General features: G+C 42.3%; 24 protein-coding genes and 1 pseudogene. 15 read left to right on the top strand and 10 right to left on the bottom strand.

The features are described 5' to 3' along the window. Positions 1–737 precede the first annotated feature (737 nt). Both MAS10914_RS0113465 and MAS10914_RS0113460 read left to right on the top strand, forming a co-directional pair. Positions 738–1,277 (top strand): hypothetical protein, encoded by a 540-nt coding sequence (locus MAS10914_RS0113465; RefSeq protein WP_017316464.1) that lies wholly within the window; start codon positions 738–740, stop codon positions 1,275–1,277. A 67-nt stretch (positions 1,278–1,344) separates the two neighbouring features. Beyond that, a complete protein-coding gene (locus MAS10914_RS0113460; protein WP_017316463.1) occupies positions 1,345–3,069 on the top strand; it encodes an ABC transporter ATP-binding protein in 1,725 nt (574 codons plus the stop codon). A gap of 49 nt (positions 3,070–3,118) precedes the next feature. On the opposite strand, the gene MAS10914_RS0113455 is transcribed toward MAS10914_RS0113460, so the two are convergent. After that, positions 3,119–3,655, bottom strand: coding sequence for a hypothetical protein (locus MAS10914_RS0113455; RefSeq protein ID WP_017316462.1), 537 nt, complete (start codon positions 3,653–3,655; stop codon positions 3,119–3,121). Positions 3,656–4,068: 413 nt separating this feature from the next. Here MAS10914_RS0113455 and MAS10914_RS0113450 point away from each other — a divergent pair, with 413 nt between their 5' ends. Both MAS10914_RS0113450 and MAS10914_RS34205 read left to right on the top strand, forming a co-directional pair. Beyond that, the gene (locus MAS10914_RS0113450; protein WP_017316461.1) at positions 4,069–6,618 is read left to right on the top strand and encodes an NACHT domain-containing protein; all 2,550 of its coding nucleotides are present in this window, start codon (positions 4,069–4,071) and stop codon (positions 6,616–6,618) included. Positions 6,619–6,748: 130 nt separating this feature from the next. Next, the gene (locus tag MAS10914_RS34205) at positions 6,749–6,913 is read left to right on the top strand and encodes a hypothetical protein (RefSeq protein WP_017316460.1); all 165 of its coding nucleotides are present in this window, start codon (positions 6,749–6,751) and stop codon (positions 6,911–6,913) included. A gap of 4 nt (positions 6,914–6,917) precedes the next feature. On the opposite strand, the gene MAS10914_RS0113440 is transcribed toward MAS10914_RS34205, so the two are convergent. Continuing rightward, complete coding sequence (locus MAS10914_RS0113440) at positions 6,918–7,292, bottom strand: c-type cytochrome (protein WP_017316459.1); 375 nt, start codon at positions 7,290–7,292, stop codon at positions 6,918–6,920. Positions 7,293–7,551: 259 nt separating this feature from the next. Between MAS10914_RS0113440 and petG the strand changes: the two genes are divergently transcribed. Next, on the top strand, positions 7,552–7,665 hold the full coding sequence (gene petG / locus MAS10914_RS0113435; RefSeq protein WP_017316458.1) for a cytochrome b6-f complex subunit V: 114 nt from the start codon (positions 7,552–7,554) through the stop codon (positions 7,663–7,665). Positions 7,666–7,718: 53 nt separating this feature from the next. Here the strand turns inward: petG and rsmD are convergent, their stop codons facing one another. Both rsmD and hisH read right to left on the bottom strand, forming a co-directional pair. Beyond that, a complete protein-coding gene (gene rsmD / locus MAS10914_RS0113430; protein ID WP_017316457.1) occupies positions 7,719–8,264 on the bottom strand; it encodes a 16S rRNA (guanine(966)-N(2))-methyltransferase RsmD in 546 nt (181 codons plus the stop codon). A 190-nt stretch (positions 8,265–8,454) separates the two neighbouring features. After that, positions 8,455–9,090, bottom strand: coding sequence for an imidazole glycerol phosphate synthase subunit HisH (hisH, locus tag MAS10914_RS0113425; RefSeq protein ID WP_017316456.1), 636 nt, complete (start codon positions 9,088–9,090; stop codon positions 8,455–8,457). Between the two features lie 58 nt (positions 9,091–9,148). Here hisH and MAS10914_RS0113420 point away from each other — a divergent pair, with 58 nt between their 5' ends. The 8 genes from MAS10914_RS0113420 (at position 9,149) to ureC (ending at position 17,011) form a co-directional block, all read left to right on the top strand. Continuing rightward, positions 9,149–9,697 (top strand): hypothetical protein, encoded by a 549-nt coding sequence (locus tag MAS10914_RS0113420; protein WP_017316455.1) that lies wholly within the window; start codon positions 9,149–9,151, stop codon positions 9,695–9,697. A gap of 4 nt (positions 9,698–9,701) precedes the next feature. Then, complete coding sequence (locus MAS10914_RS0113415; protein ID WP_017316454.1) at positions 9,702–11,084, top strand: DUF3370 domain-containing protein; 1,383 nt, start codon at positions 9,702–9,704, stop codon at positions 11,082–11,084. A 1,152-nt stretch (positions 11,085–12,236) separates the two neighbouring features. Next, the gene (locus MAS10914_RS0113405; protein ID WP_017316452.1) at positions 12,237–13,022 is read left to right on the top strand and encodes a class I SAM-dependent methyltransferase; all 786 of its coding nucleotides are present in this window, start codon (positions 12,237–12,239) and stop codon (positions 13,020–13,022) included. Further along, complete coding sequence (locus MAS10914_RS0113400; RefSeq protein ID WP_017316451.1) at positions 13,015–13,860, top strand: urease accessory protein UreD; 846 nt, start codon at positions 13,015–13,017, stop codon at positions 13,858–13,860. Before MAS10914_RS0113405 ends, MAS10914_RS0113400 begins: the two co-directional genes overlap by 8 nt. A gap of 33 nt (positions 13,861–13,893) precedes the next feature. Further along, positions 13,894–14,196 (top strand): urease subunit gamma, encoded by a 303-nt coding sequence (gene ureA / locus MAS10914_RS0113395; protein WP_017316450.1) that lies wholly within the window; start codon positions 13,894–13,896, stop codon positions 14,194–14,196. A 36-nt stretch (positions 14,197–14,232) separates the two neighbouring features. Continuing rightward, on the top strand, positions 14,233–14,547 hold the full coding sequence (locus MAS10914_RS0113390) for an urease subunit beta (protein WP_017316449.1): 315 nt from the start codon (positions 14,233–14,235) through the stop codon (positions 14,545–14,547). 31 nt (positions 14,548–14,578) lie between these two features. Then, positions 14,579–15,253, top strand: a complete 675-nt coding sequence (locus tag MAS10914_RS0113385; RefSeq protein ID WP_026082538.1) for a Coq4 family protein — start codon at positions 14,579–14,581, stop codon at positions 15,251–15,253. Between the two features lie 42 nt (positions 15,254–15,295). Further along, positions 15,296–17,011, top strand: coding sequence for an urease subunit alpha (ureC, locus tag MAS10914_RS0113380; RefSeq protein WP_017316447.1), 1,716 nt, complete (start codon positions 15,296–15,298; stop codon positions 17,009–17,011). A 26-nt stretch (positions 17,012–17,037) separates the two neighbouring features. On the opposite strand, the gene MAS10914_RS0113375 is transcribed toward ureC, so the two are convergent. From MAS10914_RS0113375 to MAS10914_RS34200, 4 genes are read right to left on the bottom strand one after another with little or no spacing between them, the layout of a single operon-like run. After that, on the bottom strand, positions 17,038–17,352 hold the full coding sequence (locus MAS10914_RS0113375) for a DUF4351 domain-containing protein (protein WP_017316446.1): 315 nt from the start codon (positions 17,350–17,352) through the stop codon (positions 17,038–17,040). Between the two features lie 38 nt (positions 17,353–17,390). Continuing rightward, on the bottom strand, positions 17,391–17,795 hold the full coding sequence (locus MAS10914_RS0113370) for a type II toxin-antitoxin system death-on-curing family toxin (protein ID WP_017316445.1): 405 nt from the start codon (positions 17,793–17,795) through the stop codon (positions 17,391–17,393). After that, entirely contained in the window at positions 17,795–17,992 is a 198-nt protein-coding gene (locus MAS10914_RS0113365) for a hypothetical protein (RefSeq protein ID WP_017316444.1), read from the bottom strand. The genes MAS10914_RS0113370 and MAS10914_RS0113365 overlap by 1 nt, the downstream gene beginning before the upstream one ends. 44 nt (positions 17,993–18,036) lie before the next feature. Beyond that, entirely contained in the window at positions 18,037–18,177 is a 141-nt protein-coding gene (locus MAS10914_RS34200; RefSeq protein WP_156818149.1) for a hypothetical protein, read from the bottom strand. Positions 18,178–18,257: 80 nt separating this feature from the next. Between MAS10914_RS34200 and MAS10914_RS32805 the strand changes: the two are divergent. Next, a pseudogene (locus MAS10914_RS32805) lies at positions 18,258–18,401 on the top strand (nucleotidyltransferase family protein); the annotation flags it as partial. Between the two features lie 545 nt (positions 18,402–18,946). Here the strand turns inward: MAS10914_RS32805 and MAS10914_RS0113355 are convergent. Both MAS10914_RS0113355 and MAS10914_RS0113350 read right to left on the bottom strand, forming a co-directional pair. Continuing rightward, positions 18,947–19,207 (bottom strand): serine protease family protein, encoded by a 261-nt coding sequence (locus MAS10914_RS0113355; protein ID WP_017316442.1) that lies wholly within the window; start codon positions 19,205–19,207, stop codon positions 18,947–18,949. Continuing rightward, entirely contained in the window at positions 19,191–19,529 is a 339-nt protein-coding gene (locus MAS10914_RS0113350) for a CU044_2847 family protein (protein ID WP_026082537.1), read from the bottom strand. Before MAS10914_RS0113350 ends, MAS10914_RS0113355 begins: the two co-directional genes overlap by 17 nt. A gap of 440 nt (positions 19,530–19,969) precedes the next feature. On the opposite strand from MAS10914_RS0113350, the gene MAS10914_RS0113345 reads away from it, so the two are divergent. Continuing rightward, positions 19,970–21,067, top strand: coding sequence for a sensor histidine kinase (locus MAS10914_RS0113345; protein ID WP_017316440.1), 1,098 nt, complete (start codon positions 19,970–19,972; stop codon positions 21,065–21,067). Positions 21,068–21,289: the final 222 nt, after the last annotated feature.

The following is a 21,289-nucleotide window of genomic DNA, read 5'->3' as shown; positions in this document are numbered from 1 at the left end:
CACCAAAATTTTGCTTGAGTGAGTCATGAAGTTGAGACAACAACTTTAGGGCAGTCAGTGTAAGTACCACCACCCTTCAACAAATGTAACTATTAAAGCAAATTAATCTTTAGCTCTGGAATTTAGGGTAGATACTCTAGAACCTCATTCCGACCTTATCGCAAAAACGAGACACACCCACTTACTCTTCTGTCAAGAGGTTCCCTTTACAGTCATCACTTTTTTACCTCTATTGGCAAAAAGCGACAACTATGCACGTTACCGTACTGAGGTTTACTTTGCATAAACAAAGTTACCAAACAAACAACTAAAAATCAAGTAAATATATGAATCCTCCAAGAAGAATTGTACAAAAGTTTGCAATTGACTATGTCAGCTTTGATGAAAGCTTTAAAATTACAGAAATATGGTGTTTGCTCTTATACCTTTCTAACAGATTTAATAGTTGCTGTGTGTAAAAATTACAGAAATTAAAATCTTCTATACATAATTCTTGAATTGATTATTATTTTTATTTCTTGATATCCATTGATTGTTCACATAATTAAAGAAAATAAAACTAGCTGGCGTGAAAAGTCTGCTAAAAGTTTCCACGTACTCAAAATACAAAAGATCTGTAAGCTAATGAGCATCTTGATTACACTTTTTTTCCTCAAGGCACTCCAGAGTGAGTTTTGACTTTTAACAACCCTGACCAGTAAGTATGCAGATTAAATTCGTAGTAGCTTAACACAGTCATGACTTCCATGAACACAAACCTCTACCTGTTTATAGAAAACCTCGTCTTTTTCCTACTTGCCACATCTTTTCTTGTCGTTGTAGGTTGGGCGTGGAGAAACTCGAAACCTTTCAGCCTTCCCCAACCACTGCCAGGGTGGTTTAAAATTTGGTTCGGTACGGTGCAAATCCTGGGAGTAATAGTACCCCTTGTGGTGATACTTGTGTGGGGTATGTGGCTGCGTGATACGCGCATATTAACTGTGTTTATTCCCTACTTTGTGATGTTAGGATTGCAAATCCTATCTGAGATTTTAACACTTAGGCAATTTCATACAGTTGTGTGGGTAATGGTTCCCTATTTATACCTACCTTATCGCTTTTGGCAACTCTATCAAGGGTGGAAGTTTCTACATTTTGAAACCGATTTAGCGTGGGTACGAAATTTATTGCTGGTAGAAATAGTCCTGTGGATTGTGAACTATATCTTAGATGTGGCGCAGCTACCAAGGCTACTGCGTTGGGAAGTTAAAGAAGATTCCGACATAAGTATTCATTGACTGTTCTGAAACTACTCAAAAGCTGATAGCGTCAGACAAACAAGAGTATTTTTGTGGACGTGACAGCTTGAAAACGCGCTCTAACTACTGGCAACTTCTACCGTATATCCAACCTCAGTGGCGAACCATTGTCAAAGGGTTCATTGGCATCTTCGGATATGTCCTAGCGACTTTGGCACTCCTGTCTCTGGTACGTCAATTTGCCACTCTGTTTGGTAGCGGTGATTTAAAAGCGATCGCCTTACAGCTTGGTATCATAGCAGCAGTATTTCTAGCACGAGGCACCTTTCAGTCCGTGCAAGATATCTACATGGCAAAAGCAGCACTGCGAGTCGCTTTTCATCTCCGTAAACAGGTTTACACCCACCTGCAAAAGCTCAATCTCAGCTATTTTGAAACAGCAAAAGCAGGTGATTTATCTTACCGCCTCACGGAAGATATCGACCGGGTGGGGGAAGTCGTACACAAAGTGTTTCACGACTTTATCCCCTGCGTTTTGCAGTTGGTAGCAATTCCGATTTACATGATTTTTCTAAATTGGCAACTGACGTTCGCCACGGTTATTGTTGCACCACTGATGGGTATTTTAATTGGTTGGTTTGGCGAACGGTTACGCCAATTCTCCCTGAAAAGTCAAAATCGCGTTTCAGATTTGTCAGCAATACTCACGGAAGTTTTCAGTGGTATTCGCCTCATACAAGCTTTTGCGGCAGAAAACTACGAAATTTCCCGCTTTAGCCAAGAAGCAGAACGCACTTTCAAAGCGAAATATTCAGTGGAACGGCTGAAAGCAATTCAGATTCCAATTATCGGATTTTTAGAAGTTTTGAGCGTTTTAACTTTACTATTCGTTGGCGCATGGCAAATTGCGACTGGTAGCTTGACGGTACCAAAGTTTGTCAGCTACTTAACCGCAGGTGGGTTATTGATTGACCCCATTGCTCATGTTACCAACAACTACAACGAGTTTAAACAGGGTGAGGCGTCTGTTGACCGCGTTTTTGAGTTGTTGGCAATTCAACCTACGGTGGTGGAAAAAGCAGATGCTTTGTTTCTTCCCCCAGTCACTGGCAAGGTGGAATATAGTCATGTGTCCTTTGCCTACAAACCAGGTGAACCTGTCTTAAAAGATATCAGTTTATTGGCACAGCCAGGAGAAGCGATCGCTCTTGTTGGTGCTTCGGGTGCTGGTAAAACGACTTTCGTGAATCTTCTCCCCCGCTTCTATGATCCTGGTGCTGGTCAAATCTTAATTGATGGTGTTGATATTCGGGATGTCACCTTTGACAGTCTACGGCGACAAATTGGCATTGTTCCTCAAGAAACCATTATGTTTTCTGGAACAATTGCCCAAAACATTGCTTTCGGGCAAGACTTTTTTGATATGGAAGCGGTAGAGAAAGCTGCTAAAATTGCTAACGCCCATCAATTTATTACCCAACTACCAGATGGTTATGACACTTGGGTAGGAGAAAGAGGGGTGAATTTGTCTGGTGGACAGCGGCAAAGAATTGCTATTGCGCGTGCTGTTCTGCTGAACCCTAGAATTCTTATCTTAGATGAAGCGACATCAGCATTAGATTCAGAGTCAGAAGCTTTGGTACAGGAAGCGCTAGAGCGGCTAATGGAAGGGCGAACTGTGTTTATTATTGCTCATCGTTTGAGTACAGTGAGGCGGTGCGATCGCATTTTAGTTCTGGAACGCGGACAGGTTGTCGAATCGGGAAGTCATGAAGAATTGTTAACACTTAGGCGTCGTTATGCCAGATTTTACGCCCAGCAGTTTAGTTAGAGTTAGGGTGTGGAGGAGTAGAGGCAATTTTGAGGATTTTTCTCTTTAGTTAGAAGTTAGAAACAGACAACTCATGCTTAAGTTCACTGGGATCGAAACGCCAGTTCAGGAGTTTTTCCAAAAGTTGACTCTGACGTTTAGCATTTTGCTCAATCTCTTTAAGCGCCTGAATAGTAGAACTGTTGTCAAGTTGACCTTGACGCCATTGTTGAGTCAAGTCATAGCTACGATTGAGGCACAACTTGAATTCAAGAACGAGAGAATATTGAAATTTCCTTAATTTTTGATAGAACAGGTCTACATCAGGTGACACACTTGAAGCATCAGGGTCGATTTCGTTAGGAGCAAGACGCCAGTTTAAAAGTTGTTCCAAGAGTAGAGTCTGAAGTTCAATGTGTTGCTCAACAATTTCAAAAGCTTGAATGGTGGCATTATGGTCAAACCGACTTTGACGCGACAAATGAATCCAAGACAGCAGGCAGTTCAGGGAAAACCTAAACTCAACAGATAGAGAAGATAGAAATTTTAGATATTGTTGGTTGACGTAATCTGCATCTATCTTAGTACTGATTATACTTTTTCTCATAGCACACTTCCTGTTGTAGTGTTTACCTGAATAAGCGGTAATTACCGGAAACTAACGGAATTAACTCTACTCTACAAGCTTTCCTGGCACGAGTCTGTATACCCACAAGCATATTTGTTCTACTATCTTGAGGCGTATCATTAGGCTGAAAACATTGAGAAGAACTCATAATCGCCCCATGGATAAATCTGCAAGATTCACAAAGGCAAAATTTCTCTGTTCACGAAAGAATTCCAGGACTTTTCACCTTAACTCGCCACCTAGTCTGCCTCCTGAGTTCTTTTTTTTATTTTTCACAATCTTGCTTTCTTCAAAATGAAGATTTTACAATGCTAATAAATACCACTCAGCCTAGTTAAGCTTGGAAAGTTTTATAAAAATTAAAGATTTCAGGAAAAGTCTAGAGGGCATAAATGGCAGCCATTACAGTTCATCAAAAAGTCTTTGAAAAATTAAAACAAGCTTATATAGAAAAGTTTGGTAGTTCACCGAAGCTTCTGATTAATGAGCTAAATCGGTTTTATCTTGATAAAACAGAAACCTCAGAAAAAGATATCATTTCTGACAAAACTATCCGTAACTTCTTTAATAACGCTGAACCAACAAAAATGCAGGAGAAGAATCTTAACTTCTTATGCAGAGTGTTACTGGGATACGAAAGCTATCAAGAGGCGTTGAGACAACAAGCAGCCTTAGAACAAGGAGAGACAAGTTCTCGTCTTAATGAAGAGTGGCTTGACCGCTACCATGAATATCTTAGGATAAAGTGCGGCACAATGAAAGTGCTCACAATGACGCAACCTGTACAATTAGAGAGTGTTTATGCCAATGTCAATATTTTAGAAAATATTCAAGGTAAAAAGCAAAAAACAATTGAGGAGTTGTTAACTAACATTTCCATTGAAAGTGGTGTAAACAATATAAGCTTTAGTCGCATCAACTATACAGTTAGCAATAGAAATGTCGCAGCTTTAGATGCCGTAAAAAATTATCCTAAGCTTCTTATTTGGGGTAAACCAGGAGCAGGTAAAACTACGTTTCTCAAGCATCTTGCTGTGCATACTACCCAAGAATTAGGACAACAAACTATCCCAATTTTTATTTCATTAAAAGCATTTGCAGACGAAGAAGATCAACCCAGCCTGATAGATGCCATAAAACGAGAATTGATGACATATGCTTCTGCATCAGAGGAACTTGTTCAAGAGTTACTACAAGGTCGTTGCTTAATTTTATTGGATGGTCTAGATGAAGTGAGAGACCAAGAAAGCAACCGAGTCTACCGAAATATTAACACGTTGGTAGAACAATTTCCCAAAAATCGTTTTGTTATGACCTGCCGTTCAGGAGCTTCGGATTATACATTTGAATACTTTACAGAAGTGGAGATGGCAGATTTTAATGAACATCAAGTTGTGATGTTTGTTAAAAAATGGTTTGCATCAGGTCAAGAACCTAAATTAGGAGACGAATTTTTAGGAGAAATAGAAAAAAATAGTTCTATAAAGGAGTTAACAACAAATCCTTTACTACTCACTATGTTGTGTTTAGTGTTTGAAGATTACTATGCATTGCCAAAAAATCAATATTTACTGATTGATGATGCTATAAATGTCCTGCTACGCAAATGGGATGCTAGTAGGCGAATTGAACGTAATTGGACTAATCAATTTAACTTACCACATCAACGTAAAGTTAATTTACTTAGCCAGATAGCTTATGAGGCTTTTAACCAAGAACCACAGAAGTATTTTTGGCAAGCTAGTGAACTAGAAGAGTTAATTAGAAATTATATTGAAAATCTTCCAGAAATTTCCCCTAAGACTCTTGCTGTTGATAGTTTAGCAGTCTTGAAAAACATTGAAGCAAATCATGGATTACTCGTTAAGCAAGCTCAAGATTTGTATTCATTCTCACATCTAACTTTTCAGGAATACTTCGTTGCTAATCATCTCGTAGAGAGTCGAAATCCTGAAATTTTCAAAGAAGTTATTCAGCAGCACTTAACCAACCATCAGTGGCGAGAAGTGTTTCTGATGGTTGCAGGACGACTCGCAAATGCTGATGAATTTCTCAAGCTCATTTTTAGCCAAATCAACAAGCTGGTAAGTAGTAAAAAACTCCAAGATATGTTGACTTGGCTGTATGACGTAACGACTTCACATGCAGTTCCATCTAGTTCATGGAGAGCCTTTTATTTATTTGTTGACCAGGACTTTGAACTTTATAGTAATCGGTTGACAAAAATTGATTCTAACTTGGCTTTAAAACTTGCCGTTATGTTGAAAGAGTTTAATGATGAACGAGAAAAAATTATCAAACGTTCTCAAGTGTCCAATTTTGCATTAAATTTAGTTGACATTTATGCTAAAGTTTCTGCTAAAGCTTATGATAAAGAATTTGAACCTCAGAAAATAAACCCTTTATTAAGAAAAGAACTTCCTGTTAGTGTCACTGTTCCTCAGCTACGAGGTGGGGTCACTATTGATAAGGAAAAGGGAGTTATTACGATTAATAAGCAAGAGCGTCAAATTACTCTTGATAAAGAACATTTTACTTTTCAAAATTCTAGCAATAGTGATAATCTTCAAGAAGAAAGCGCTAATCTTAGTGAAGAAGATATCATTGCTCGCGCTAGACAACTGGAATATGACGATTTAGCAGACGAACTCATGTACTTGCAAGATAGCTTTCCTTCTGATGATGCCCCAAAATGGGAATGGCAGGAGTGGTCAAAAAAATTGAAAGGATTGATGAGATTGTATTTACATATTGGTTTTGATGATGTGAAATTTTCCGAAGAACAAATCAAAACTTTGAAAGATTATTTTTATGCTAATACTCTGTTACTTGAATGTATTCGAGGAGATAGTTACTCTTCTAAAGAGTTACGCAACCAAATTGTTGACAATCTATTATTGCCAAATAAACGCATTCATAAAAATCTCATCTTAGAAATATAAAACCTATACCAGCACAGTGCCTTGCGCCCCTACACCCTTGTTATTCCAATAGTTACCGCTAATTACCGCTAATTACCTTTAATGTTATATTAATGAGGTACGCTATAGCATTTAGAAAGAATAGCTATATATGGGCAAGCAGGTTAAGAAAGTATGTAAGCACGAACCCGGTCAACAGTGGACAGATGGCTGTTGTAGCTCGAATCCACAGGAAGATACGAGTTCTAGAAAGCCTGATGAACGAGTGGTTGAGTCTGCTTTCGAGCAATCTTTTTCAGCCCAACCAGCTACATAGGCTATCAGAGGCTTTCTAAATAGCTCAAAAGGTCTGCCATTTCTTGAGAGCTAGGTTGGAATTTTGGCATGGGTGGGGTTTCGCCACTAATGACTTGGTGAATCAGACCATATGAGGATTTGCGCTTTGAGACTCCTTGCAAGCTTGGACCTACGCGCCCATCTGCTTCCCAGCCATGACAACCAGCACAGTTGATTTGAAAGATGGCGTGTCCTATGACTTGGTCGCCTTTGAGTGATAGAACGCTTTTGACGTATGGATCGGCAGTTCTTGTTATGCGAACAGCAAAAATGCCCAAAAGGACTGCTAGCAGAATCGCCAGCGCCGTCAAAGCGATTCGCCAAATCAAAGCTTCAGGTTTGGTAATCTGGTTATGCAAAAGTTTGCTATTTGAGTCAAAGTGTACAAAAAGTTTTCATTTCATACACATAGCTTAAAAGTTCTTGATTGTGTCTGCAAGCACAGACAAATGTTTTTTTTCTAACTAAGCAACAGATCAGGGGGTTGAGGGGGATAATTTCGTCATCTTCTCCCTTCACCTCGCCTCACTCCTACTTTGGAAGAAGGGATTATGCCAAATTTGGTAGAATCAAGTGCGGGAACAAAATATTCAACGATAGCAACAAAGGAGATTGAACGTGGTTGAACCCTTGCTTGACGGCATTGTGCTGGGTCTAATCTTCGTAACCTTAAGTGGGTTGTTTTACAAAGCGTACCAACAATACAAGCGCGGCAATCAGCTAGGCTTGTAAAGTGCTGAGTAAGGAGTCAAGAGTCAAGAGTCCCCTTGTCTCCTTGTCCTCCCTTACTCCACAACCCTGTAAAAGGTCAAAGCTGTGTTTCCGTAAACTTTTTCGCGGCAGATTTCCCAAGATGAAATCGCTGGGGGCGTCCAATCTTGAGGATTATGTTCGACTGCTATTTCACCGTTAGAATCTAAAAGCCCAGAGTGAGCGATCGCCTCTAACACTGGCTGGTACAATCCACTCGCATAGGGTGGATCGAAGTAAATTCTATCAAACCGCTGTCCTGCCAGTTTTGGCAAAAGCTGTAAGATATCTCCTCGTAGTACCAGAAATTCCTGTTCAGCACTCGCTATTTGCTGCCAGTTTTGTTGGATAATTGCACAGGCACGATTAGATTTTTCAATTCCTACGACTAGGCTGGCTCCTCTACACAAAGCCTCTGCGCCCATTGAACCAGTACCGGCGCACGCATCCAGCCAACGACAACCTTCTATTGTTCCCTGCCAAATATTAAAAACTGCCTCCCGTACCCGCGCACTGGTGGGTCGGGTTTCTTTCCCTGGTAAAGTTTTTAATGGTCGATTACCGTAAATTCTTAAACTCATTAGTTATTTGTCATTTGTCATTCGTCATTTGTTACAAACTATAAATGACGCAGGATAATATTTTACAGGGTGTTAAAATATTACACTTTTAAGGACAAGTGTAGACTGTCCCTTTGCTATTGGTATGACAAAGGACTAAGGACGAATGATGATCTCACAAGAAAATATCTAATTGAGATGTTTTGTTTTATTAAGCAGCAACTTGTGTCCAAACTTGGGCTACAAAATTAGACAAAATTTGCAGTCCGATGTTGGAAGATTTTTCTGGGTGAAACTGGACTGCCATGAGGTTGTCACGGGCGATCGCCGCTGTTACAGTTTGACTACCGTGGGTGACATTTGCAGCACAAATTTGCGGGTCTTTTGGGTCAACATAATAGGAATGGACAAAATAGACCCAAGGTTGAGATGGAAGATACTCCCACAAAGTACTTTTTGGCTGAGTCAGTTGGAGTTGATTCCAGCCCATATGAGGAATCGAAATTCCTGGTTCTGGACGAAATCGCCTGACTGTTCCTTTAATAATTCCGAGTCCTGGTTCAGAACCTTCTGCACTTGACTCAAAAAGAATTTGTAGTCCTAAACAAATGCCTAAAAATGGTTTGCCAGATGCAATTGCTTCTTTGATTGGTTTTTCTAAACCACGCGATCGCAGGTGTTGCACTGCTGGATCAAATGCACCCACTCCTGGCAAAACGACAGCATCTGCCTTCTCTAATTCCTTTGATGAGTCAGTAATCTTAGGAGTTGCCCCGGCTTTTTCCAATGCTTTGCAAACCGAGTGCAAATTTCCCATGTCGTAATCTACGACTGCAATCACCGTCATTTACCTGCTCCCTGTTAATTTATGATGGAGGGTATTTCTATTTTAAATAATATTTCTTATGAAGAAAAGCATTCTATTAACATCTTTTGACACTTGGCTATCTCATCAAAAGTCGAATTCTTCTGATGATTTGTTGGCAGAAGTTGCTCGAGTGAACTCGTTACCATATGATTTAACCTTCTTGCGACTGTTGCCGGTCGATGTGCAGCTTGCCAGTTTTCGGGTTATAGAAAAAATCCATGAACTCCAACCAGACAGTATTATCTGCTGTGGCATGACTCAAAGACGGACGCTATTAAGTGTGGAAGTAGGTGCTAGTTGTGGGGAAAGTGTGTTGCGGACAACGGTTGATTTAGAGCAATTAGTGGCGGGAGCAAGGGCAGTTGAGATCAGTCACGACTGCGGAAAATTTGTTTGCGAAGGTCTTTACTATTCAGTTTTAGATGAACTGCGCCAACACCAACAAAGAACCCCTTGCATCTTTGTCCACGTTCCTATTTTGACAGAAGAAAACTTGTCCTTAATAGTTGACGATTTTGTATTGATTATTCACCAGATGGCACTTTGGGAAACTTGTTTGCGTCTGGAGGGAGAAAAAAATATCTAAGTATATGTTGCCATTCTTACTAATTTTTCCTATTGCTCAAATCACTCCTCCCCCACCACCACCGCCTGAAGAAATTGTGCAACAGCAACAAGTGCGTCCTTTACCTGGCAATCTGGATAGCGTGCCAGTCTTTAACAGCAATAGTCCTGAAAAGATCCTCAAAGAAGGAATTTTGCTTTCCACCTTTCCATCGAGAGGGAAAAAAGTCCCAACAGCACACCTGAATTTTCCTTTCAAGGGACGATTTGATGTTTTTGCCCACCACGTTGCCCAAGCACCTACACCAGAAGATTTGCGGACACTGTACCTGGGGATAATTTTGCATAACCCAGGAAAACAACCAGTGACAGTAAATATCTTGCAAGCAGCGAGTTATTTAAGCCAACCAGATGCGCCTTTTTTAGAGCTACCGTCTAAGAGTGAGAATATTCTGGGAACAGTTTTTGCAGGACCAGGCGATCGCGTCATGGATGATGTCTTGCGAGGACAACGACAAGACACTTTTCCAGCCCAAATTATCATTCCACCAGGCGAAAGCCGGATGTTACTCAACTGTGCCATTCCCGTTAATGGACTGACACCACCCTTAAATGGTCGGTCTACACTGATGCGACTGTGGAGTAGTGGTACAGTTTATGCAGCTAGTCTGGCAATGTTTGCACCAATAAATTTTGATGGGAGCGAGCGTGCCCCTTCTTTAGAAGAATGGCAAAATTTACTTGATAATGGTGATTTATCCGGACCACGCGATAAAACCCCTACGCCTGTTGAGGAAACTAACAAACCGATAGTATATGGTCGCGTTGCTGGAGTCGCACAGGGATCACAATGGAAAGCCTTATTAATAGATAATCCAAAAGCTCTGCATCTGACCATACCCAATCCAGGACTTGCCTTTTCCTATACTCTTAGTGGGCTGCATCGCGGGACATTGGGGACTCGTCAAATACAAAGTGCGCCAATGCTAGTGCGCTATCCTGACACCGCATATCGCGCTCATGGAAATTACACTGTACAATACAGTCTGTCTTTGCCACTGTATAATAATACTCAGAATTCGCAAACAGTTGTTGTGTCAATGCAGACACCAATTAAGGAAGACCAGTTAACGAAAGCGGGATTACGCTTTTTGAATCCACCAGCACAGCAAGTGTTTTTCCGGGGTTCAGTGCGAGTACGTTACAAAGATGACCAAGGTCTACCTCAAACTCAATATTTGCATTTGGTACAAAAGCGGGGACAACAAGGGGAAGCATTAGTGATGCTAAATATGAAGGCAAGTGAGAGAAGATTAGTAGAAGTAGACTTCCTCTATCCGCCAGACGCTACCCCACCCCAAGTGCTTACAGTTCAGACGATAGGTGAACAATGGCGGAAAAATGAATAGACTTCTTGCAAAAATCCGATTTAGGAATTTTTGAACCACAGATGGACGAGCCAGCGCCTTGCGGGGGTTCCCCCCGTTGTGGCGACTGGCGTATAGATGGACACAGATAATTTATCGGTGTCCATCTGTGGTTTCTGTATCATAAAATTGACTGGATGCAAGAAGTTTAATAAATAACTGAAGAAAAAATCCCACGCTTAAAAAGCCTGGGAATATTAATCTGACCTTTCGTTTACCACAACTTTGACCTTGACGACAACCTCATCATTGACCCTGACATAGACCTTTACCACCAATCCAACTGTGGAATCGACTTTGACTAAAACGTTGACCTTAACCACAATTTTCAAGAAACCCCGGCATTTAACCGGGGGAAAGGGGTTTTGTCGTGTCCTTTGAGTCTTTTGTGCAAGACCGCATTAATTTACAAAGATAAGCTTGTCTCAATCCGACAAGTTGCCAAATTGCCAAGTAAGCAAGCAATATTGACACTCTCACCTTCACAGGCTTCGCCTGTGAAGGGAGATTCTTGCTTCAACAGGTTTTTCTAGCCCACTGTGGTATAACGAGTTAAAAACTCTCCCACAGGCACTGACCCCGACAGATTCCCCTCCACAAGCATCTGTTTTACTACCACGGGCTGCCCGACCGCAGTCACAAAATACTTATTCTGATGTATCCTTTGTCTCATTCACAACATTCGACCCCCCTGTTAATCAGGTATTTCCTTTTGGTGATGCGAGTTGTCTGGTGGAGAAACACCAATCTTGCCTAACCCTAACTTTTTTGGTGGCAAGTATATTCTACTACACCAAGGTATTGCGAAGCCATGTTTTTTATTGGTCGCAATTCATCTCACCGTTAAGGCGAAGCCTGTAACGGGAGATGAATTGCGACATCCAAGATAGCCAAAATAAAACCCCAGGCTTATGACCTGGGGTGACGGTGTTTCAACCACGATGTGCATGACGGCTTACTGACCTAATCTACCCTTTTGTTTTTAACGACAGTAGCCAAAATGCCAAAAATACTTTTCCACTGCTAAACTGCTGAGTTGGTGAAATCTGTCCCAGAAAAATTACCTAAACAACTATATTATGAGATGGATAAAAAAATCGGCATAAATATATAAGTAGAGTGGGCAATACACCCATGACCGATCACTCCGAACCAACATACCTACACACAATGAACCCGCTGACTCGATTCTCAGACAGAGTAGGGGATTATGTGAAGTACCGACCAAGCTACCCAGCCGCAGCAATTGATATTATCCTCGAGGGGTTAGCAGCATTACCGTCACAACTCCTAGCAGTAGATATTGGTGCGGGTACAGGAATTTCATCGCGGTTGTTAGCAGAACGCGGTGTCAATGTCATTGCGATTGAACCAAACGCAGCAATGAGAGAAGCTGCGGAACCTCTTTCAGGACTGGAATTTCGTGATGGAACAGCAGAAGTTACCAAATTACCTAACGCATCGGTTGACTTAGTAACTTGTTTTCAGGCTTTCCACTGGTTCAAATCTGAGCTAAGTTTATTAGAATTCCGCCGCATTCTCAAACCATCGGGACGGTTGGCGGTGGTGTGGAATAACCGCGATGAAAATGACGAGTTGACTGCTGAATATTGCCGCTTGGTACGTGCAGCATCGAATAACCACCCTGCTGAGTCGCGGATGGAGTCTGTGGAACCACTCGTAGCAACTCAACATTTTGTTAACCACCGCGAATATACCTTTGTTTATAGGCAAGAGTTAGATTTAACTGGACTTATTGGACGTGCGATGAGTGTTTCCTATCTTCCTCGTGAAGACTTAGTGTACGAACAGGTTGTTTCTGATTTGCAACAGTTGTATCAGCGCTTTTGCGATGAACGCGGTTTTGTTTATCTGGTTTATCGTACCAGCGTACACCTTGCTGAACCATCAAATGAGTAGCCTTTTAGAGAAAGAACTTCCAACTGGCTGGTATGGCAAACTTAGCTTAGTGTATGCCCATCGCCAAAATACAACAACGCTCATTCACAACCAGAATCAAGCACCGCTGAAGGTACAACGCCCATTTTATCCAGAAGGGCAACAGGTTTGTCATAGCGTGATTTTACATACGGCTGGGGGAATTGTGGGGGGCGATCGCCTTTCTTGCAACTTCCACCTCCAACCCAACGCTCAAGCACTCATCACAACAGCAGCAGCAAGTAAGATATATCGTAGTAATGGGACTCAAGCACAACAAAACATTGAGATAAGAGTTGATTCAGGTGCTTGTTTGGAATTGTTACCCCAGGAAACAATTGTCTTTAATGGTGCAATTTATCGGCAAGACTTGCGGGTAGAATTAGCTACGAAAGCGAGTTGGATCGGCTGGGAAATCACCCGCTTTGGACGCAGTGCTAGAGGAGAGAAATTCTTGCAAGGAGAATGGCGATCGCACACTGAAATTTGGCAGCAAGGCGTTCCCTTGTGGATTGATAGACAATTGTTACCTGGTAGCGAAGAAGTTTTTCATAGTCCCCACGGCTTGGCAGGGCAACCTCTGGTAGGTAGTCTAGTATACGTTGGGCAAGAAGTTTCACCGGAGTTGGTAGAGAAAGTGCGTTCTCTGTGGAATGGCAAAGGGGAAGCAGGTGTGACTCGTCTTTCATGTGGATTATTGTGTCGATATCGTGGTTCTACGACATCTGAGGTGAGAAACTGGTTTACAGCTGTGTGGCAACTGCTGCGACAATCATTTTTGGCGCGTTCTAGTTGTGTACCAAGAGTTTGGCAACTTTAAACCGCATCAACAGAGGAGATAAAGAGGTAGAAAATGCAACTGACGCCGCAGGAAAAAGATAAACTGTTGATTTTTACCGCTGCGCTATTGGCAGAAAGACGCAAAGAAAGAGGTTTGAAGTTGAATTATCCCGAAGCAGTAGCGTATATTTCTGCTGCTATTTTGGAAGGTGCGAGAGACGGGCAAACAGTTGCAGAATTGATGAGTCATGGGACAACGCTATTAACGCGGGATGATGTGATGGAAGGTGTCCCAGAAATGGTGCCTGAAGTGCAGGTGGAAGCAACTTTTCCTGATGGGACAAAACTCGTCACCGTTCATAACCCAATTCGTTGATTGTTCAGTATTTTAAATTTTAAATTTTGAATTATTATGATTCCAGGGGAAATTATTACACCAGAAGGGGAAATAGAACTTAATGCAGGTCGTCCTACTGTAAGATTGCAAGTCTCAAATACAGGAGATAGACCGATACAAGTTGGTTCCCACTTTCACTTTTTTGAAGTCAACGCCGCATTAAATTTTGATAGAGAACAAGCGAGGGGAATGCGCCTTGATATACCCGCAGGGACAGCAGTTCGCTTTGAACCAGGCGATGAAAAAGAAGTGACATTAGTCCCGTTAGTTGGGAGTCGCCAAGTTTACGGTTTTAATGCCAGAGTCAATGGACAGCTGCCACAATTATAAAACAGCCCAAAACTTTGGAAAAGGAGTTGCTATGTTGCTTTCAGAACAGCGACAACTTAAGCATAATTTATCAACTATATTAAAAGGAATTGTTTCTCTGTTCAGAGAACCCACTAATCTTGACTATGTTTACGATATCGAAGATGGGTTGCGTAACACTAAGGCAACTTCACTAGCAGTAGAGTTTATGAAATCCCAGCCAGGGGTAGCCCAGCTAATTGAAGAACGTTATCTTGCACCAACTCCTGATATAGAAAGTTTACTGAAGTATCCCGAAGACACATTAGGATACACTTATGCAGCCTACATCAAAACAGCAGGTTTCGATGCAAATTTTTACCGCAATGTCAAGGTAGAAGATGAGAACAGTTACATTCTTTTACGCATACGTCAAACCCATGATATTTGGCATATAGTTACGGGTTTTGGTACTGATGGATTGGGAGAACTGGGACTGAAGGCTTTTGAATTAGCTCAGACACGTAGAAATTTGGCAGTCGTGCTAGTAGGAGGAGGGTTATTAATTGCACTCGTAAAATCACCAGAAGGTATCGGTTATTTATTAGACCATATAGCCATGGGATATAGGATGGGGTCGAAAGCAAAACCCTTGTTGGCTCAAAAGTGGGAGGAACACTGGGATAAGCCTTTATCGGAGTGGAGGGCTGAATTAGGACTTGAGCCAGCCTCGGTTTATACTCCTTAAGCGAATCGTTAGATAATGAGGAACTAGGTGATGAGTTACAGAATGGATCGCCGCGCCTATGCGGAAACCTTTGGTCCAACAGTAGGAGATCGCATCCGACTAGCCGACACAGAATTATTTATCGAAGTTGAACAAGATCTCACCACCTACGGCGATGAGGTAAAATTTGGTGGCGGTAAAGTCATCCGCGATGGGATGGGACAGTCTCCCATTTCCAACGCTGATGGTGCGGTTGATTTAGTCATTACCAATGCCTTAATTCTCGATTGGTGGGGTATTGTTAAAGCAGATATCGGTATTAAAGACGGCAAGATATTCAAAATTGGTAAAGCTGGAAATCCTTATATTCAAGACAACGTAGATATTATTATTGGTCCTGGTACCGAAGCACTAGCTGGGGAAGGAATGATTCTCACTGCTGGCGGTATCGACTCCCACATTCACTTTATATGTCCTCAACAGATTGAAGTGGCGATCGCCTCGGGTATCACCACCATGATTGGCGGTGGTACTGGTCCAGCTACGGGTACAAATGCTACCACCTGCACCCCTGGACCTTGGAACATTTACCGAATGTTGCAAGCCGCCGATGCCTTCCCAGTGAACTTAGGATTTCTTGGTAAAGGCAATGCCAGCCAACCCCAAGGACTGGTAGAACAAGTGCAAGCAGGTGCAATCGGGTTAAAACTGCACGAAGACTGGGGAACCACACCCGCAGCAATTGATACCTGTCTCACCGTTGCTGATGAGTATGATGTACAAGTAGCAATTCATACTGATACTTTAAACGAAGCGGGGTTTGTGGAAGATACCATCGCCGCTTTCAAAAATCGTGTTATCCATACTTACCATACTGAAGGTGCAGGCGGCGGTCACGCACCAGACATTATCAAAGTGTGTGGAGAAGCAAATGTACTACCATCTTCCACCAACCCCACACGTCCTTACACCGTCAATACCTTAGATGAACACCTGGATATGTTGATGGTGTGCCATCACCTCGACGCTGGTATTGCCGAGGATGTGGCGTTTGCAGAGTCGCGTATCCGTCGGGAAACCATCGCAGCTGAAGATATTCTGCATGACTTGGGTGCATTCAGCATGATTTCTTCCGACTCCCAAGCTATGGGACGGGTAGGAGAAGTGATAATTCGCACCTGGCAAACGGCACACAAAATGAAAGTGCAACGGGGAAACCTCACCCCAACCCCTCTCCTTGTAGGACAGGGGGAAAAAGCAGACAATTTCCGGGCGAAGAGGTATGTTGCTAAGTACACTATAAACCCAGCAATAACCCACGGTATTTCCCAATATGTGGGTTCAGTGGAAGAGGGAAAACTGGCAGATTTGTGTTTGTGGCGTCCAGCGTTTTTTGGTGTGAAGCCGGAGATAGTCATTAAAGGGGGAATGATTGCATGGTCACAAATGGGCGATGCGAATGCAAGTATTCCCACACCGCAACCAGTGCATATGCGACCTATGTTTGGCAGTTTTGCAGGTGCGCGTCACGCCACATCGTTCACTTTTGTCTCGCAAGCTGCTTTAGAAAGAGAGATTCCCAGTCAGTTGGGTTTGCAAAAGCAAGCAGTTGCAGTTTCCGGGACACGTCAGTTGAGTAAGCGGGATATGAAGCTGAATGATGCGTTACCTCATATTGAAGTAGATCCGGAAACCTATGAAGTGAGGGCGAATGGGGAGTTGCTAACGTGCGAACCCGCAACGGTTTTGCCAATGGCGCAAAGATACTTTTTGTTTTGATACTAATGGCAAGGAACAATGAGCAATTAGCAATTATTAGCCTGCAACCAGGTGACTAAATCAGCTGCTGAGGAAAAATCCAACAGCGCCTCACCTAAATTTTCTAGCTGCGTGACGGATAGCCCCCTAATTTGCTGTTCCTGTTCTGGCTCAACTGTAACAAGTCGGCGTTTCAGTAGGCGCATAGTGTACGTTAGCGCCTCTTCCCGCTTTCCTTCTTCGAGAATGTCTTGGTAAATAACAGATTCCCGCATAATTTCCTCGCTAAAAAGTTGGCGAATTAAATCCTTAAAGCGATCGCTTGTTTTGGGGTAAGGGTGCGATCGCTCATTCTCTGCCAAAAGCAATCGCTTGCTTTGGGGTCAGGATGCGACAGAACCTATACAAAATCAGTAAAACCTGGTATGGGAATGATACGACTGCGAAGCCATTGAGTCAATTCGTCTCGCCCTAATTCACCAGATGCTACTTGCAAAATTACTTGCTCTTGCTCATCTACTCCTGCATCAATTTCATAGCCATTTAATACCAGGAAGACTTCCATTGCAGCGTGACCAATGCGTTTGTTGCCATCTATGAAAGGATGGTTTTTAATCAAGGAAAAACCAAGAGCCGAAGCTTTCTCAACTATTGTAGGGTAAAGTTCCTCGCCGCCAAATGTCATCTGTGGTTGAGCTATAGCTGACTCCAGTCCACCAAGGTTAGAAATACCTGCTGAACCACCTGACTGCTCGATGATGCGATGATAGATCTGTAAAACCTCTTCTATGGTGAGATGGCGCATTAAGCTAGCCGTTTGTACAGATCAGCATTTTTCTTGAGTACATAGCCCATAGCATCTTGAAAGGATGCTTCTGGCTGTTTGAGCAATTGTTCTACACTCATTAGCACTAATTCTTCTATTGATACGCCAAGACGAGAGGCCGTTTCTTGCAGCTTGACTAAACGGTCATCCGAAATGTGGATGGTGATGGTGTTCATTGCTAGCTAAAGGTTTGAGGATACGATCACTTTAGCATTGGAACTTATTTCATGATGTTGAGGCTATTTGAAAAGGCGATCGCCCTTGGGGAATGAGCGATAACCGTTGGTAAGCCCAAAGCGCGATTGGCTTTGCCACTGCCCCTTGGGCAATCGCTTGTTTTGAGGTGAAAGTGCGTAAGCATTACTCCTTTGATAGGACGTTTTTATGGTCAAACATGGCTGTTGATTTGGCTAAACTGTTTCTAGATACGAGAGTCAAACCATGAATATTTACGAGCTTTTGCAAGCAAAACGAGAAGAAATCCTCCGAAGTGCTGCTAAATATGGAGCATACAACGTACGTATTTTTGGTTCTGTGGCACGCCGAGAGGCTGATGCAGACAGTGATATTGATTTTCTGGTAGAACATGATTTTTTTTATAAACTTAACGGGTAATTCATAGTTACTAATATTTGTTTTCAAATAAATTTTAGCAGTGTAGCTACCAGCGCCTAGAAAAATTGTATTTAATATCAAGTCCAATTTTACGGAATAACCCTCAAACGTAACAGGGTTCAGTTTGACGATTTCAGGCATATTAGTAGAAGCATTTCCCTTGAGCTTTCCTCCAGAAGTTTGACAGATAATTTTCAATGAACCAGCAACAAAATTAAGGTCGTGTGGCACAAATTTCAAGTCTAATTCACTGGGTTCTATATAAACTAGAACTTTAGTAACTGTATATGATATGGAAATCCGGCAAGTATACTCACTTCGTATCGGCTCAATAAACAGGGGTAGTCGAGAAAAATAAAAAAACGAGCGAGGAACACATAGCGTCGTAGAATATGACAGATGACGCAAAAGCAATCGAGTGAAAAGTTACTCAAATTCGAGCAATCCCCTCTCTTGCCCAAGTTATTCGCGAGAAATCTTCTCTCATTCCATTGGGCTGGTCGTGGCAGCTTGAATCACTGCCTACCCCAAATTATTGAGCCGATACGCCAAAAGACCACTCTGGCTTTGAAAAACTGTTTTGCTGCTACTATCGGGAAGTCTAAGGTGATTGTTTGCTCAGGCTTTTCAACAATAGCTCGCGAAAGTCCCAAAGCATCTGCGACGACATGAGCGCAAGTAAGGATATGCTTTTGGGATACCAAGAAGCCAGCACCAATCACTTTGCCACCGTTGGAGTAAATCCTGACGACTGATGACTCAAGCGGTGTGGTCATCCTGTGACTCCCGTTTCCACTTCAGGGTAATTTCGTAGTTGACCTCGCCATTACCAGAAGCAATCACTGCCCCAAGTTCTGCACTAATTTTAATGCCAAACTTGACTTCCACTTCGTCCGCTGGCTCTTTGATATTACGCACCTTGGTGAGAATCACATTAGCTACTGGTCTTATCTTATCCAAAGCAGACTCGAAAGTCTGATGAGCCTTGTCAACAATCTGATCCCGTAAACCAATGCGATCGTCAATGACTGCTGGCTCATCTACTTCTACAAGAATCGATTCGCCGCTTTCCAGAGGAAATTCAACTATGCGCTTCACACGCTCACCTCTATGCAAAATTTTTTCAAAAAATGGGTTTACTTTGACCGTAAGCTGCAAAACTGTACATCAAGCACTCATTTTGCGTAGGTTAATATTCTTGCTACAAGTTAGGAAATTTTCATAACAGTGGCAGCCCTCTCTGATGGTATCAATAACTAACTGCTGCTAACCGTACTCAACAGCTACAAAAATCGTAACCTCCATTCCCTGTGTGTTGTTCTAAAATTCTACGAGCCATAATTTAATTAGCTTGTTATTATTTCTGGCAAAAAGGAGCAGCATTAAACCTCTAAAAAAATTAAAGACTAGGTTGAGAAAAAATTAGAGTAAAAAATGTTTCTTCGGTGGGAGGTCAACTTAAGTAAAAAATGGAAACAATGATACAAATATAGATTTATTTACACTCATTTAGTTTTACTGCATCTCTTCTATGCTGTATGTCTCAATCTTCTAAGTCTGATAAGATTCTGGTTGTAGATGATTCTCCTGATAATGTATTTCTAATTAAAACCATTTTGGAGGAAGAAGGCTACACGGTTAGCACGGCAGAAAATGGTGCTTCGGCATTGGCACAGATCGAAACATCTACTTGTGACTTGGTGTTGCTGGATCTGATGATGCCGGGTATAGATGGTTACGAAGTCACTAAGCGGATTCGGCAAAATATGACTTTGCCATTCATCCCAATTCTGCTGATTACTGCACATGACTCACCCAATGTCGCGCAAGGATTAGACTTAGGTGCAGACGATTTTATCCGCAAACCTGTCACAGTAGATGAATTGATGGCGCGAGTGCGATCGCTCCTCCGCCTCAAGCACAGTATAGATGAACGCGATGAAATCGCTCGCCAACGGCAAGATTTTGTCTCTCGCCTCACCCATGACTTACGTACACCCCTGGTAGCAGCTGATCGCATACTGTTGCTGTTTCAGGAGGGTGCTTTGGGAACGCTATCACCACAAATGCAGGAAGTGATAGAAATCATGGCTCGCAGTAACAGCAACCTGCTGGCTATGGTAAATACTTTACTCGAAGTTTATCGCTTTGAAGCAGGTCGCAAAACCCTGGCGTTTCAACCAGTTAATCTCAGCCAATTACTAGAAGAAGTCTCTCAAGAATTAAGTCCTTTAGCTGCACAAAAGGAACTTGCAGTTAATTTGGATTTCGGTGAGAAGTCAGGAACTTGTATAGTAATGGGCGATCGCCTAGAACTGCATCGGCTATTCACCAACCTGATAGGCAATGCTATCAAATTTACAGATACCGGCTCAATTACCATCCGCATCACTCCAGCCATCGCTGCTGAGGACTACATTACAGTTGAGGTAGCGGATACGGGTTCGGGTATTCCCCCTGAAGAACAAGCAACTTTATTTGAACGATTTCGCCAAGGAAGTCACAAGCGTTCTGGTAGTGGCTTAGGACTGTACCTTTCTCGCCGAATTGTTGAAGCGCATCAAGGCACTATTCTCATGAATTCAGAAGTCGGCAAAGGGAGTGTCTTCACAGTACGTTTGCCCATCAAACAGTAATCATTATCGGTTATTCGTGTTTGTTATAAATAGGATATGGGCAAACAGCCCACCGTGACCAAAATAGTTCTGAGTATTGAGCGAGATAAAGGAAACAAGTAGTCCATTACAATCAATTTGCGGGGTTTGTAGTAAGCGCTTACTACGAAAAATGTTTACCCGTCATACTAGGGGAAATTGACTCAGTATTCATAGCTAAGAACTTAGGACTTAACTACTCAA

It is taken from the genome of Mastigocladopsis repens PCC 10914, from assembly GCF_000315565.1.
In the GTDB taxonomy this organism is placed as follows: domain Bacteria; phylum Cyanobacteriota; class Cyanobacteriia; order Cyanobacteriales; family Nostocaceae; genus Mastigocladopsis; species Mastigocladopsis repens.
The sequence above is the reverse complement of the archived record's forward strand: the minus strand, read 5'-3'. Positions and strand labels throughout refer to the sequence as shown.

Coding starts and splice junctions, on each gene's coding strand:
- MAS10914_RS0113465 (WP_017316464.1), top strand. CDS start 738: ATGACTTCCATGAACACAAACCTCTACCTGTTTATAGAAAACCTCGTC.
- MAS10914_RS0113455 (WP_017316462.1), bottom strand. CDS start 3,655: ATGAGAAAAAGTATAATCAGTACTAAGATAGATGCAGATTACGTCAAC.
- MAS10914_RS0113450 (WP_017316461.1), top strand. CDS start 4,069: ATGGCAGCCATTACAGTTCATCAAAAAGTCTTTGAAAAATTAAAACAA.
- MAS10914_RS34205 (WP_017316460.1), top strand. CDS start 6,749: ATGGGCAAGCAGGTTAAGAAAGTATGTAAGCACGAACCCGGTCAACAG.
- rsmD (WP_017316457.1), bottom strand. CDS start 8,264: ATGAGTTTAAGAATTTACGGTAATCGACCATTAAAAACTTTACCAGGG.
- hisH (WP_017316456.1), bottom strand. CDS start 9,090: ATGACGGTGATTGCAGTCGTAGATTACGACATGGGAAATTTGCACTCG.
- MAS10914_RS0113420 (WP_017316455.1), top strand. CDS start 9,149: ATGAAGAAAAGCATTCTATTAACATCTTTTGACACTTGGCTATCTCAT.
- MAS10914_RS0113415 (WP_017316454.1), top strand. CDS start 9,702: ATGTTGCCATTCTTACTAATTTTTCCTATTGCTCAAATCACTCCTCCC.
- MAS10914_RS0113405 (WP_017316452.1), top strand. CDS start 12,237: ATGACCGATCACTCCGAACCAACATACCTACACACAATGAACCCGCTG.
- MAS10914_RS0113400 (WP_017316451.1), top strand. CDS start 13,015: ATGAGTAGCCTTTTAGAGAAAGAACTTCCAACTGGCTGGTATGGCAAA.
- ureA (WP_017316450.1), top strand. CDS start 13,894: ATGCAACTGACGCCGCAGGAAAAAGATAAACTGTTGATTTTTACCGCT.
- MAS10914_RS0113390 (WP_017316449.1), top strand. CDS start 14,233: ATGATTCCAGGGGAAATTATTACACCAGAAGGGGAAATAGAACTTAAT.
- MAS10914_RS0113385 (WP_026082538.1), top strand. CDS start 14,579: ATGTTGCTTTCAGAACAGCGACAACTTAAGCATAATTTATCAACTATA.
- ureC (WP_017316447.1), top strand. CDS start 15,296: ATGGATCGCCGCGCCTATGCGGAAACCTTTGGTCCAACAGTAGGAGAT.
- MAS10914_RS0113370 (WP_017316445.1), bottom strand. CDS start 17,795: ATGCGCCATCTCACCATAGAAGAGGTTTTACAGATCTATCATCGCATC.
- MAS10914_RS0113365 (WP_017316444.1), bottom strand. CDS start 17,992: ATGAACACCATCACCATCCACATTTCGGATGACCGTTTAGTCAAGCTG.
- MAS10914_RS34200 (WP_156818149.1), bottom strand. CDS start 18,177: ATGCTTACGCACTTTCACCTCAAAACAAGCGATTGCCCAAGGGGCAGT.
- MAS10914_RS0113355 (WP_017316442.1), bottom strand. CDS start 19,207: ATGACCACACCGCTTGAGTCATCAGTCGTCAGGATTTACTCCAACGGT.
- MAS10914_RS0113345 (WP_017316440.1), top strand. CDS start 19,970: ATGTCTCAATCTTCTAAGTCTGATAAGATTCTGGTTGTAGATGATTCT.